Consider the following 12903-nt stretch of genomic DNA (forward strand, 5'->3'; position numbering starts at 1 on the left):
AAATTGTCGTAAAAGTTAGGAGGGATAACAAAATGACTGAATCCAAAACGGACCCCCGAATACTAAGGACACGTAAATTAATTATGGATTCTTTTATTGAACTTTCAGGTAAAAAGGAATTCAAGGATATTACCATAAAAGATATTACAACAGAGGCAATGGTCAACCGTGCGACTTTTTATTACCATTTTGAAGATAAATATGACTTATTGGAAAAGGTATTATCCGAAGTATTATTAATCAATTTGAATTTTGACCTCACCCCGCACAACGAACTAAATGAAGAAGTGCTTGTTCGAATCTTCTTAGCGATTACCAATTTTCAAAATTCCTTATCCAATCGTTGCCATAGCGGGTACGAGGAAACGATTGCCCGCATTATAAGGGAGCAGCTAGAAATTATTTTTTACAAAATGTTGTTAAAACAACATGCAACGGACGAGAATCAGGCATTAAAGAGAACAGCTGTCCTTTTAAGTTGGGGAATTTACGGAGCTTCTGTGGAATGGAGAAGAAATCGTGAGGTACTACCGGAAGAATTTATTAAATCCGTCATTCCTTATATTCTGTATGGGATTGATTTTGAATAAGTTCAAGAGCTTAAGAATAAGCTGCCGTTGAAGCGGCTTTTCTTTTTGTCCATAGGGTGGATGATAGTATCAAGTCACTTTATTTGAATTTTGTCGAATTTTGACGAAATTTATTTTACTTTGTATCCGCTTTCAGTTGGTAAGATGGGTTATGTTGAAAATATTTGTAATATTTACGCTTCTGTAATTAATTTAAAAATTATTTAAATCTAACAGGAGGTCCATCATGCAGCAAAACGATACGGAAAAACATGGGAAGGAAGAATGTACGAAGACGGTTCGATTAAGTATTGAAGTTCCTGAAAATATCCGCGATGATTTTCGGGATGCGGTTGAAAAAAATGGAAAGTGTATGAAAGATGTTCTTAGGCTGTATATGCAAAAATATATATGGAAACAAAGCGAATTACAAAGAAATCGTCAAAAACACCGTCAAAGTATTGTTCAAAATAAAAACGGATTAACCCTTATCAAGGATCGATAAGGGTCATTTTGTTTTTTTTGAATGTGAAGTGGGGGCTGCTGGAGGATATCAACACAAAATTCGACTATATCGACACTTACGAGGGATATCTACAAAATTCGTACAAATGTCACATCAAATTAATCTGTTTGAAAAAAATTACCCCCTCTTTTTGTTCTATAATAATGTAAGATAATAGATTTTTAGATGTCCTTTAAAGGAATTTTTATAGTATAAGAATTTTAAATCGCTTTGAGAAGGGTCCAGCGCAAGCGTCCTGCCCCTCGAGGGAAAAAATAAACTGCTTTTTTCCTAGGTTGTTTCGGTCCTGTCAATGAAGTCAAAGAACGACTTCACCGCCAGTACCTAAAGCCTTGTCGGGGCTGACCAAGGCGCTTGCGCTTTTCTAATAGAAGGGGGAATCTTACATGAATATTTGCAAAAACTGTGGTCATAAATTTAACGAATCTAGTGGAATCTGCCCGAACTGCGGTTCGAGGATCGGAAAAGATTCCAAGAATATATCCCCAACTCCAACATCGCGCATCGAAAAAAAGAAATCCCAATCAAAGAATAAGAAATTAATGGCGGTTGGTTCCATTATTGGGGTGCTGGCTGTTGTTGGCGTCACTCCCTTCATGCTTAAAGGGTTTCATAAACCGGTAACTAAAACAAATATAGCCGCAACCAAAAAGATTGAACCATCTAATAATGAATCTAGCCAAGCTCACCAATCAACAGACAAAAACTCAACTCAGCCCTCTTCCGATTATATATTGCCTGATAGTGATAAGAAGGTGTTAAGTTTAGTTGACATTGATATTATTCCAAAATGGAGGCTGCGTATCGCCCGAAATGAAATCTATGCCCGCCATGGCTATGTATTTAAATCAAAGGATTTGGAGAAGTATTTTTCAAGTAAATCGTGGTATCATCCAAACCCTTCCTTTGATGGCTCATTAAGTGAAGTAGAAAGAAAAAATATAGCAACCATCAGGGCGAGAGAGGATAGTCTATAGTGAACCGCTTTTTTAAAAAATATGGTTCTATCATATTCTTCCTTGTTATAGTCATTGTTTTAATCATAATTGTTTGTTTTCGAGTGGTTGTAAACAATGAATCTCCAGCTAGAGTTGAAAAAAAGGAAAAGGCATTATCGCCATTAGCAGCAAAGCCAAAAAGCACACCTCTTGTCATCTGTATTGACCCTGGTCACCAGCAAAAGGCTGACTTATCAACTGAAAAAATCGGTCCGGGGTCAAACCTGGAAAAAACGAAAGTGACAGGCGGAACTACGGGAATCACGACAGGTATACCTGAATATAAACTAACATTAGAAGCTTCTATGATTTTGGGGAAAATTTTAGAAGAAAAAGGCTTTAAAGTCGTGTATACACGAACCACGAATGATGTGAATGTAAGTAATAAAGAAAGAGCGGAAATGGCCAACCAGAGTAAGGCGGCATTGTTTATTCGCCTTCATGCGGACGGATCAACCAATCGGAATGTCAGGGGTTTTTCGATTCTAACGCCTTCTGGCAAGAATCCTTATACGAAAACCATCTATAAGGATAGTTTACAGGCATCCCAATTAATTGTGGATGAGGTAAAGAAGAATAGGAATGTCACAGTAAAGGGGATTTCCCTTCGAGATGATTTGTCTGGTACTAATTGGTCCCAGGTCCCAGCGATTTTAATCGAAATGGGCTTCATGACCAACCCAAGCGAGGATAAAAATCTTTCAAATGAAGATTATCTTACCCATTTGATGGAAGATGTTGCTCGTGGGATTGCAGATTTCAGGGAGTCCGTACGGCGTCCATGATAGTTGCCTGGTACCGCTATAGGGGAAGTGTTGGCCGCACTTCTCTTTTTTTAAAGATTAAGAAAGTATAAGTTTTCGACTTCGAGAATTGTCTAGCGCAAGCAGCCTAGCCCCTCGAGGTCGTAAGCCGATCCACCAAGAAGGTTAAAGAGCAACCTTCTCGTCGGCTCGTCTTACGCTATGCCTGAGGCTGATCAAGGCGCTTGCGCTTTTCTAATTGGAGAGATCCATTATGGGACGGCATAAACAAAAAAGAACCCTATTTGAGTTCTTCCTTTAATATCGATATTCGTTCAGGTACAAAATCGTCATCTATTTTCCTTTCAGCATCGTCCTCTTCAAATTCTTCGTCCAATTCCTTACCATCTCGTTCTTTTTCAACTTCATCATGCTCTATATTTGAATCTTTACCGGAAAACCAATTCATAATTTTTGAGAACATATTGACCACTCCTTGTTGAATTTTTTAAAGTTTTATGTGATCTTGATTTGTTCTTATTAAGAATAGATGTCAAACTTTAAATGGATGTTAACTCGACGTTAACAACGTATTAACTATGAATTAATTATTTGTAAATGATCCTGATAATCCTTTTTGCTTTCAAATGTTTAGTAAGCTTGTACGAAGCTTTTTAGGTGGCAGGCTAATTGAATTTTTAAGTTATCTTCTGGATTATTAAAATTAATATTTAATAATTCTTCAATTCTTTTTAACCGTTTGTAAAGCGTATTAATATGAATATGAAGTTTTTTAGCTGTTTCGATCGCAGACTTATTCAATTGAATATAAGTAAAGAGTGTATGTTCTAGTTCGTGATGGTTCTTTTCAGACAAGAGCGATGTGAAGGTTTCCTCTAAAAAACGTTCGATTTCCTGTGGCTGCTGATGGATAAATAGGCGGTTTACCCCAATGTTTTCGTAATGAATCATGTTCTGTTCCTTCCGATTGGCTAAATATGCGAGCGCTTTTTCCGCCTCCTCATAGCTTCTTGAAATATATTCAATTCCTTTATATGTGGAACCAATACCAACCGATACTTCCAGTCCATCCTTATTTCCCCACATCCTTATTAGGCTTGTGAGCCTTTCTGTTATATTCGCTTGAGCATCTGGATGCTCCGTAGAAATGAGAAGATTGACTTTATTATGAAAACCATAGATTACTAAATGGAGCTCTGGAAAACCTTTTTTAATAAAAGAAACTAAGCGGTGAATGTTTGCTTCTAAAAGTTGCAAGTCTGGATATGTCTTTATTTCAAATAAGGCAACACCTATAAAGGAGGATGGAATGAGCCCAAGATCTTTTGCATGTTCATAGAGCGACTCGTGATTTGTATTTTTAATGATCGCAGTAAAATATTCATGGGTTTTCTTATAGTAAATATCTGTCAATGTATGTTTTTTTACTAATTCTAATGAAAGGATCGCACCTCCTTGTTCAATCGTTACGATATCCATTTTGCTAAGCAGATTAGCAGCTGCCACAATTAAGCACCCTAAAAAAGCGGTACCATTATGAATCGGATAGAGATAATAAGAGCCATTTTCAGTGCTATAAACTTCGGTGTAGTGAGGGCCTTGATTCTGAAGAATAATTTTTTTCATTTCATCCTCATTAAAGATGTGGAGCTGGCTTCGATGACTGCAAAAAAATTCATCTTCAATACAATCAAAAAAGGCAATGGGAGCTTCCATAATTTGGCCTAATTCCGAAATAATTGTGTTAACTCCTCTATTTTCTAATGAAATTTGCGTTAATGTTTCATGAACTTGATGGCGTTTGTTTAACACTGCATTTTTTTCTTTCAACTGCTCACTTAGTTCGGTTAGTACAGCGATATTATTCTTTATTTCTGAAAAAAGCATTGAATTTTGAATGGCAATGGCTGCCTGGTCAGCAAACCCTTGTAATAAATCGATATCCCGGTTTGTAAAACCTCCTTCAGTGAAAAATTGGTGCACCATCATGACGCCAATTCGCTTTTCCCCAACGGAAACAGCTACACAAATCCCTCCTCTTAGAAAATGCTCATCGGAAGAAGACATAATATGATGATAATTTTCCTCTGTAACCTTTTGTTCGCTCATCGCATCCAAAATTTCCTTTCGAGAATAGTAAATTCTCGTCTTTCCATCCAGATAGGTCATTCCTGTAATCGACTCGCCGCTTTTCGGCTGGAAGTGGTTAATGTGTTCATTGAAACCAACTGCGGCCTTTATAACCAGTCGTTCCTGCTCCTTGTCAAATAGCTGTAAATACCCTGCATCGGCGGCGGGAATCACCTTAATGGCATTTCGAACGATATTTGTTAACACCTCGTCCGTATTGATGGATGAATTGATTGACCTCGTTGTTTCCATCACCATTTTCCATTCAAGGTCTCTCTTTTGAATCAGTTCCTGGCTATATAAAGGATAAAAATAATAGTGAAACAGTTCGAGTGTTTCATCAGGCAGCAGCAAATTTTCTTTAAAAATGCAAAGACAGATATGAAACTCTTCCGGATAAAAAAAATGGACGAAGGTCATCCCGTTTTGACTGTTCATCCTATACTCCTTATGAGGTTTCAAAAGGGAAAAAAGTGGCGGTGAAAGTGGAATCTCGCTGCCGTTACTATAAATATGTTTTTGATCCTGCTGCTGACCTGCCCAAATTTGAAATGGGGTTTCATTTAGCACTTTCTTTAAAAGGGATAGAGCTGACTTTATCACTTCCATATCAACCTCCTGGTGTAAATACATACATAATATTTAAAATAATTAGTAAAGACCTCCATTGAAAACGCTTTATAATCATTTTATAATTTTATTAAAGTTTTGAAAAGTATGAAGATTCAATACGCTGTAATCTAGTTAAAGGAGGTTTTCAAATGCAAGAACATCTTTTTGACAAGCTGGAAAAACTTTATTCGGAATTGGTCAATATTCGAAGGGATTTACATATGAATCCTGAACTGTCGTTTCAAGAGGTGAATACACCGAAGAAAGTAGCGGAATTTTTAACTAATTTAGGTTTGGAAGTGAAAACGGGAGTTGGCGGAAGAGGTGTTACCGGATTGCTTCGGGGTGGAAAACCTGGGAAAACCGTTGCATTGCGGGCTGATTTCGATGCCTTGCCGATTCAAGACGAAAAAGATGTTGAATACAAATCTAAGGTCCCTGGCGTGATGCATGCATGTGGTCATGATATCCATACTGCCGCATTACTTGGTGTTGCCAAGGTGTTAAGTGAATTGAGAGACAAAATTGAAGGAAATATTGTGTTTATTCATCAGTTTGCCGAGGAAGTGATTCCTGGCGGGGCAAAATCAATGGTTGAGGACGGTTGTTTAGAAGGAGTAGATGTGATTTTTGGAGCACACGTTTCTTCTATGCACCCGTATGGATTCATTGGCATTAAAGAAGGTTACATCTGTGCTTGTGGAGATACATTTGAAATTGAGATTCAAGGAAGAGGCGGTCATGGCGCGACACCTCATTTAACGATTGACCCCGTTGTGACTGGCAGCCAGCTTGTCATGAATTTGCAGCAAATTGTCAGCAGGCGAGTTGATCCTATTAAAGCAGCAGTTGTTACAGTCGGTGCATTCAATAGTGGAAGTGGCTTTAATGTGATCCCAGATAAGGCATCAATCATCGGAACCGTTCGGACGTTTGATGAAGAGGTAAGAGATATGATCGAGGAACAAATGGAACAAGTTGTCGAATCCACTTGCAAAGGGGTCGGTGCAGTTGCCAGCTTTAAATACACTCGAGGCTACCCTGCTGTCTGGAACCACCCAGAGGAAACGAAGAGAATTGAAAAATTGGCGGCCTCATTGTTTGGGGATAGCAATGTCCACCATATAGAAGCAATGATGGGAATGGAAGACTTTGCTTATTATGTGAAAGAAGTACCGGGAACTTTCTTTTGGGTCGGCGGCGCTAACCCTGAAATCAATGCTATCTACCCACATCATCATCCAAAGTTTGATGTGGATGAGCGGGCCATGCTGGATATTGGAAAACTGTTCATCAGTGCTGTTATGGATTATCTCTCAGAACATTCAGCTACACAATCTAGTTCAGTTATGCAGGAATCCTAGAAGATTTGCAGGCGTTTCCCTTGGGGTCTGCCAACCCCAGGGAGGGCGTGGCGTTCAACTTTTTTAAGGGGGAATACTAATGAAACCTGTTATTACACTGCTTTCCTTACTTCCGTTTCTTGGAATGCTAGGATTTCTGCCAATTGTAAACAAGGTAGAACCGTATGTCTTTGGATTACCATTTGTGTTTTTCTGGGTTATTGTCTGGGTTATTTTGACATCAGTCATATTAGCAATTGTTTATAAACTTGACCCTAAGAACAAGGAAGGTGATATAGGATGAATTCAGCCCTTTTAGTAATCTTTGGATTTTTAGTCTTTGCGCTTTATTTAGGGATCAAAGCGAGAAAAGGAAAAGATATGAACCTTGAGCAGTGGGCAGTCGGCGGACGAGGTTTTGGGGCAATCTTTGTCTTTCTTTTAATGGCGGGAGAATCATTCACGACTTTTACATTCCTTGGTGCAAGTTCCTGGGCCTATGGAAAAGGAGGGCCTGCTCTATATATTCTTGCCTATTTAAGCCTTATATATGTCTTAATCTACTGGGTATTTCCAGCTGTTTGGAAGTATGCAAAAGACCATAATTCAGTTTCACAATCCGATTTCTTTGTTAGCAAGTACAAAAGTAAATATCTTGGGGTACTTGTAACCTTTATCGGTGTGTTATCCATGATCCCTTATATTGTCCTTCAATTAAAAGGGCTTGGGATTATTGTTTCAGAAGCTTCATATGGAACCATTTCTCCAACTGTTGCGATTTGGATTGCAGCCATTTCCGTGACCATTTATGTAACGATTTCTGGTATTCACGGCTCTGCTTGGACAGCTATTGTTAAGGATATTATGATTTTTGGGATTGTTGTTTTTATCGGATTATATATTCCTTTTCACTATTATGGAGGAATCCAGCCGATGTTTGAGAAAATTAATGCAGCCAATCCAGGATTTTTAACGATACCTGATAAAGGATTAAGCATGTCTTGGTTGATCTCTACCGTTCTTATGACTGTATTTGGTGCGGTCATGTGGCCTCATATATTCGTTTCTGCATTTTCTGCCAAGAGCGCAAAAGCAATTAGAAAGAACGCAATATTCACACCACTTTATGTTGTAATGCTGCTTTTCGTATTCTTTGTCGGTTTTGCCGCAATCGGTCAAGTTCCTGGTTTAGAGGGACCTGCATCCGATCTTGCTCTGCTCAAAATTTCCATAAAAACATTTGATCCATGGTTTGTCGGAGTAATCGGGGCAGCGGGCTTATTAACAGCATTAGTCCCTGGATCGATGATGTTAATGACTTCCTCTAGTGCACTAGCAAAGAATGTTTATAAAGTGATGATTCCATCAGCATCAGATAAGCAAGTAGCAACTCTTTCAAAAGCGTTCGTTCCTGTAATCGCCCTCATTTCAGTATATTTTACGCTAAATGGCGGAGACGGAATTGTTACTTTACTTTTAATGGCCTATAGTTTTGTTACACAATTATTCCCGGCACTGCTTGCATGTTTAATGAAGAATAACTTTGTTACGAAACAAGGTGCAGCTGTTGGGATGATAGTAGGAGTTTTGGTAGTAGGATATATCACACTTACCAAGGCATCCATTGGCACGTTGTTCCCGTTTTTGCCTCAATCGGTGCAGGAATTAAACACGGGGATTATCGCTCTCATTGTAAACGTTTCTACTACGATCATTGTAAGTCTAGTTACAAGAAGCAAAGCGGTTCAATCATCTGTAAACGAAGAAGCTCAATCTGTGTAATCATGAATAAACCAATTTAATATGAAAGAGGATAGCACATTAAAGGCTTACCCCTCAGTTACGGAAAGCAGAAGGCAAAAAATCACCTTCTGCTTTTTCATTTTCTCTGTGAAAAAATGAAGTTAGGAAAATCTCATTAATAGAGAGTGTGCATTTCTTCCCATTTTTCAACTTTTTGAATAGGTGAAACTTAACTAGACAATAAAATTAAGGTTAAGTAGACTAAAAACTACATCATATGTTTAACAACTTTGTATGGTAAGAGAGTCATTCTAGCAATTTTAAATGGACCTCCTATTTTACTAATCATCAAAATTAGGCGGATAATTTTAACAACATAAAAGTTTCATCAGGCAACATTCGTTAGGAAATTCAATGCAATTGGGATAAAGGAGGAGGAGTCAACATGTTAGAATTTGATATAAATATTGACCAATTGGCCACCATCAAGGTTATTGGTGTTGGCGGCGGGGGAAACAATGCGGTGAATCGTATGATTGAGGCCGGAGTTGAGGGAGTAGAATTTATTGCTGTTAATACGGATGCACAAGCTCTTAATCAATCAAAAGCAGAGATCACGATGCAAATCGGGGGAGAATTGACAAGAGGTTTAGGAGCAGGTGCCAATCCGGAAATTGGGAAAAAAGCTGCAGAAGAAAGCAGGCAGCAGATTGAAGAAGTGTTAGCAGGCGCAGACATGGTTTTCGTTACAGCTGGAATGGGCGGTGGTACTGGTACAGGGGCAGCTCCCGCCATTGCGAAAATTGCCCGCAAGCTTGGCGCCCTGACCATCGGGGTGGTAACACGTCCGTTTAAATTTGAAGGTCTAAAACGTGCAAAAAACGCTGAATTTGGAATTAACGCCATCAGGGAAGCTGTCGACACACTCATCATTATTCCCAATGATCGCTTATTGGAGATTGTAGATAAAAAGACCCCCATGGTAGAAGCCTTCCGTGAAGCGGATAATGTTCTCAGGCAGGGTGTACAAGGGATTTCTGATTTAATTGCGGTGCCAGGTTTAATCAATCTGGATTTTGCGGATGTGAAAACGGTCATGTCTCATAAAGGAACTGCGCTTATGGGAATTGGGATTGCCACAGGGAATAATCGTGCTGCCGAAGCTGCACAAAAGGCCCTAAATAGTCCGTTACTGGAAACATCCATTAATGGTGCACAAGGTGTAATCATGAACATAACGGGCGGCCATAATTTAAGTCTTTTTGAAGTACAGGAAGCTGCCGATATCGTTGCAGAAGCCTCTCACGCGGAATTAAATATGATTTTTGGGTCGGTCATTAACGAAAACTTACATGATGAAATCATCGTAACGGTCATTGCTACTGGATTTAATGAAGAACAGGAAGAGATTCGATCTGAACAACCTTCTTCTCAGCCTTCGATGGAAGAAATTTCTAATCCGTATCAAAGGGAACCTCGACTGCAGCGTAGACAACGTGAGCCGAGATACCGAAGCGAACCTGTTCAAGATTATGACCGATACTCCGAACCTCCGAGGGAGGAATATAGCCGATATTCCGAGCCTCCGAGGGAAGATTATAGCCGATACTCTGAACCCACGAGGAAAGATTATGATCGGTATTCTGAACCGCCAAAAGAAAATTATGACCGATACACCGAACAGGCAAAAGACCCTATGGATGTTCCATCGTTCCTGCGTAATCGGAGGAGACGATCCTAATCCAATTTTAGGCAGTCACAAGCTGAAATTCCATATCAATGAATACAAAAAAACGCTCAGAATGAGCGTTTTTTGTATGGATACCGTTAATAGATGAATCATCGAACTTTATAACATTATAATGTTATATTGACTGATAGAAAATTACGTGGTAACCTAAGCTTGTAAGAAAAACAAAAGAGGTAGATGTAACCGATATCATTACCCATTTTATCCCGCTTAAACATGCAGGATGAACCCAGTCAAAACGGGGTTTCACTTTATTAGGGTTACCGAAAAGGATGAGGGAAATGAAAAATTGTTTTGTATTACAGAATGTAAAACTAGTCAATGGAAATTCTGTAGACATCATCGTAGAAAATAAGAAAATCCAAAGCATAGTTCCGGCTGGTACAGGAACTGGCGAATATGTAATGGACTTTAAGCATAAAGTATTCGTTTCCAGTGGCTGGATTGATATGCATGTCCATGCCTTTCCAGAATTTGATCCATATGGAGATGAAGTGGATGAGATTGGCTATAAAACAGGGGTCACAACGATTGTCGATGCCGGCAGTACAGGCGCTGATCGTTTGCCCGATTTAGTTAACAGCTGTAAAAATTCAAAAACAAATGTTTTTGCCTTTTTAAATATTTCACGAATTGGCCTAAAGCGAATCGATGAGCTATCCAATCTATCATGGCTGGATGAAGAGGCGCTGAAAAAGACGGTTGCAGTTCACAAAGATTTTATCGTTGGACTGAAAGCAAGGATTAGTAAAAGTGTGGTCGGTCCAAATGGTGTGGAACCGTTAAAAGTGGCCCGCAAATTTTCGAAGGACACGGATTTACCACTAATGGTTCATATTGGTTCCGGTCCTCCGGATATTAATGAAGTCCTTGATTTACTTGAGAAAAAGGATATTATCACCCATTACTTAAATGGGAAAGCCAATAATTTATTTGATGAAGCTGGAAAACCTCTTCCTAAGCTGCTGGATGCCATTAACCGAGGAGTACATTTAGATGTCGGCCATGGGAATGCAAGCTTTTCCTTCCAAACGGCAGAACAGGCGAAAGAGCATGGCATCCACTTTGATACGATCAGCACGGATATTTATCGAAAAAATCGCATGCACGGTCCTGTTTACAATATGGCCAGCGTTCTATCGAAATTTTTGTATTTAGGATATCCCTTACAAGAAATCATCGATGCCGTAACCGTAAATGCGGCAAATTGGTTGAATAAGCCGGAACTTGGAAGAATTGCGTCGGGGGATTTGGCGAACCTCACTCTATTTTCGATAGAGGATGCCGTGACTCCGTTGCTGGATTCTGAAGGGGAAGAACGAATCCCAGAGCAAAAAATTGTGGTAAAGGGAGTGGTGATCAATGGAGAATACATTGAATGCTAAATATGGTTTAAAGAGAGTGATCAATGCAAGCGGCCGGATGAGTATCTTGGGTGTTTCGGCTCCAACCGATACTGTGATGGAAGCGATGAAAATCGGCGGCCAAAATTATGTGGAAATCTCTGATTTAGTCGATAAAGCAGGACAGCATATCGCTGGTCTGCTTCAATCGGAGGCCGCTGTTGTTGTGAACTCGGCATCAAGTGGAATCGCCCTTTCCGTAGCGGCCATTGTCACTGAAGGAAACAGAAGGAAAAGTGAAAGACTTCATCAAGAAAATATTCAAAAAAATGAGATCATTATATTGAAAGGCCATAACGTTCAGTACGGTGCTCCGGTTGAAACGATGGTTTTCCTCGGCGGAGGAAAATTGGTGGAAGTCGGTTATGCCAATGAGGGCAAAGCGGAGCATATTGCGGATGCGATTACTGAAAATACCGCAGCGATTTTGTTCGTCAAATCCCATCACGCTGTTCAAAAAAATATGATTTCAGTTGAGGAAGCATGGGAAGTTGCTAAAGCCCATCAAGTTCCATTAATTGTTGATGCGGCTGCAGAAGAAGATTTGGAAAAATATGTACAAGTTTCTGATTTAGCGATTTACAGCGGTTCAAAAGCAATTGAAGGTCCAACGTCTGGGATCGTAGCCGGAAAACAAAAATATATCGATTGGGTCAAGGTTCAATTGCATTGTATTGGCAGAAGCATGAAGGTTGGTAAAGAAACCACATTCGGATTATTGCAGGCGTTGGATGAGTATTTTGTCAAAATCGACAATAGTGAAAAAGAAAAAGCCAACCTGGAAATTCTCAAATCACTCGAATCCATTGATGGTGTAAGTGTAACAATTGTACAGGATGAAGCTGGCCGTGCCATTTTCAGAGCTCGCATTCAAATTGCCCCGGCTGTGACAAAAACTACGGCGAAGGAAGTAAATGACAAGCTAAGAAATGGTGAGATTGCGATTTATACCCGTGATTACGGTATTCGCCAGGGCTTTTTCGATATTGATCCACGACCATTACAGGGCGACGACATTTATGTCATTGAAGCCCAGTTAAAAGCTATTTTGGGAGGAAACTAATC

12 protein-coding genes are annotated in these 12903 nt (G+C 39.5%); 10 read left to right on the forward strand and 2 right to left on the reverse strand.

The window, feature by feature from the left end:
- Nucleotides 1-32: 32 nt before the first annotated feature.
- The 4 genes from BIV60_RS15190 (at nucleotide 33) to BIV60_RS15205 (ending at nucleotide 2878) form a co-directional block, all read left to right on the forward strand.
- Nucleotides 33-590: a TetR/AcrR family transcriptional regulator gene (locus BIV60_RS15190; protein WP_071356567.1), complete on the forward strand. Its 558-nt coding sequence runs from the start codon at nucleotides 33-35 to the stop codon at nucleotides 588-590.
- Between the two features lie 226 nt (nucleotides 591-816).
- Nucleotides 817-1074 (forward strand): hypothetical protein, encoded by a 258-nt coding sequence (locus tag BIV60_RS15195; protein WP_071356568.1) that lies wholly within the window; start codon nucleotides 817-819, stop codon nucleotides 1072-1074.
- Nucleotides 1075-1481: 407 nt separating this feature from the next.
- Nucleotides 1482-2072, forward strand: a complete 591-nt coding sequence (locus BIV60_RS15200; protein WP_071356569.1) for a YARHG domain-containing protein — start codon at nucleotides 1482-1484, stop codon at nucleotides 2070-2072.
- On the forward strand, nucleotides 2072-2878 hold the full coding sequence (locus BIV60_RS15205; protein ID WP_071356570.1) for an N-acetylmuramoyl-L-alanine amidase: 807 nt from the start codon (nucleotides 2072-2074) through the stop codon (nucleotides 2876-2878). The genes BIV60_RS15200 and BIV60_RS15205 overlap by 1 nt, the downstream gene beginning before the upstream one ends.
- Before the next feature lie 259 nt (nucleotides 2879-3137).
- On the opposite strand, the gene BIV60_RS15210 is transcribed toward BIV60_RS15205, so the two are convergent.
- Nucleotides 3138-3320, reverse strand: a complete 183-nt coding sequence (locus BIV60_RS15210; protein ID WP_071356571.1) for a hypothetical protein — start codon at nucleotides 3318-3320, stop codon at nucleotides 3138-3140.
- Nucleotides 3321-3487: 167 nt separating this feature from the next.
- Entirely contained in the window at nucleotides 3488-5596 is a 2109-nt protein-coding gene (locus tag BIV60_RS15215) for a helix-turn-helix domain-containing protein (RefSeq protein ID WP_071356572.1), read from the reverse strand.
- 152 nt (nucleotides 5597-5748) lie between these two features.
- Here BIV60_RS15215 and BIV60_RS15220 point away from each other — a divergent pair, with 152 nt between their 5' ends.
- The 6 genes from BIV60_RS15220 (at nucleotide 5749) to BIV60_RS15245 (ending at nucleotide 12901) form a co-directional block, all read left to right on the forward strand.
- Nucleotides 5749-6963, forward strand: coding sequence for a M20 family metallopeptidase (locus tag BIV60_RS15220; RefSeq protein ID WP_071356573.1), 1215 nt, complete (start codon nucleotides 5749-5751; stop codon nucleotides 6961-6963).
- A 79-nt stretch (nucleotides 6964-7042) separates the two neighbouring features.
- On the forward strand, nucleotides 7043-7246 hold the full coding sequence (locus BIV60_RS15225; RefSeq protein ID WP_071356574.1) for a DUF3311 domain-containing protein: 204 nt from the start codon (nucleotides 7043-7045) through the stop codon (nucleotides 7244-7246).
- Entirely contained in the window at nucleotides 7243-8724 is a 1482-nt protein-coding gene (locus tag BIV60_RS15230; protein WP_071356575.1) for a sodium:solute symporter family protein, read from the forward strand. Before BIV60_RS15225 ends, BIV60_RS15230 begins: the two co-directional genes overlap by 4 nt.
- Nucleotides 8725-9130: 406 nt before the next feature.
- Nucleotides 9131-10426, forward strand: a complete 1296-nt coding sequence (gene ftsZ / locus BIV60_RS15235) for a cell division protein FtsZ (RefSeq protein ID WP_071356576.1) — start codon at nucleotides 9131-9133, stop codon at nucleotides 10424-10426.
- Between the two features lie 290 nt (nucleotides 10427-10716).
- The gene (locus BIV60_RS15240) at nucleotides 10717-11820 is read left to right on the forward strand and encodes an amidohydrolase/deacetylase family metallohydrolase (RefSeq protein ID WP_071356577.1); all 1104 of its coding nucleotides are present in this window, start codon (nucleotides 10717-10719) and stop codon (nucleotides 11818-11820) included.
- Nucleotides 11798-12901 (forward strand): DgaE family pyridoxal phosphate-dependent ammonia lyase, encoded by a 1104-nt coding sequence (locus BIV60_RS15245; protein ID WP_071356578.1) that lies wholly within the window; start codon nucleotides 11798-11800, stop codon nucleotides 12899-12901. Before BIV60_RS15240 ends, BIV60_RS15245 begins: the two co-directional genes overlap by 23 nt.
- Nucleotides 12902-12903 lie beyond the last annotated feature (2 nt).

The organism is Bacillus sp. MUM 116, from assembly GCF_001866655.1.
Classification (GTDB): domain Bacteria; phylum Bacillota; class Bacilli; order Bacillales; family Cytobacillaceae; genus Neobacillus.

Excerpts from the sequence above, each read along its gene's own strand:
- BIV60_RS15230 (WP_071356575.1), top strand. The coding sequence starts at position 7,243 with ATGAATTCAGCCCTTTTAGTAATCTTTGGATTTTTAGTCTTTGCGCTT.
- BIV60_RS15210 (WP_071356571.1), bottom strand. The coding sequence starts at position 3,320 with ATGTTCTCAAAAATTATGAATTGGTTTTCCGGTAAAGATTCAAATATA.
- BIV60_RS15220 (WP_071356573.1), top strand. The coding sequence starts at position 5,749 with ATGCAAGAACATCTTTTTGACAAGCTGGAAAAACTTTATTCGGAATTG.
- BIV60_RS15245 (WP_071356578.1), top strand. The coding sequence starts at position 11,798 with ATGGAGAATACATTGAATGCTAAATATGGTTTAAAGAGAGTGATCAAT.
- BIV60_RS15240 (WP_071356577.1), top strand. The coding sequence starts at position 10,717 with ATGAAAAATTGTTTTGTATTACAGAATGTAAAACTAGTCAATGGAAAT.
- BIV60_RS15200 (WP_071356569.1), top strand. The coding sequence starts at position 1,482 with ATGAATATTTGCAAAAACTGTGGTCATAAATTTAACGAATCTAGTGGA.
- BIV60_RS15215 (WP_071356572.1), bottom strand. The coding sequence starts at position 5,596 with ATGGAAGTGATAAAGTCAGCTCTATCCCTTTTAAAGAAAGTGCTAAAT.
- ftsZ (WP_071356576.1), top strand. The coding sequence starts at position 9,131 with ATGTTAGAATTTGATATAAATATTGACCAATTGGCCACCATCAAGGTT.
- BIV60_RS15190 (WP_071356567.1), top strand. The coding sequence starts at position 33 with ATGACTGAATCCAAAACGGACCCCCGAATACTAAGGACACGTAAATTA.
- BIV60_RS15225 (WP_071356574.1), top strand. The coding sequence starts at position 7,043 with ATGAAACCTGTTATTACACTGCTTTCCTTACTTCCGTTTCTTGGAATG.
- BIV60_RS15195 (WP_071356568.1), top strand. The coding sequence starts at position 817 with ATGCAGCAAAACGATACGGAAAAACATGGGAAGGAAGAATGTACGAAG.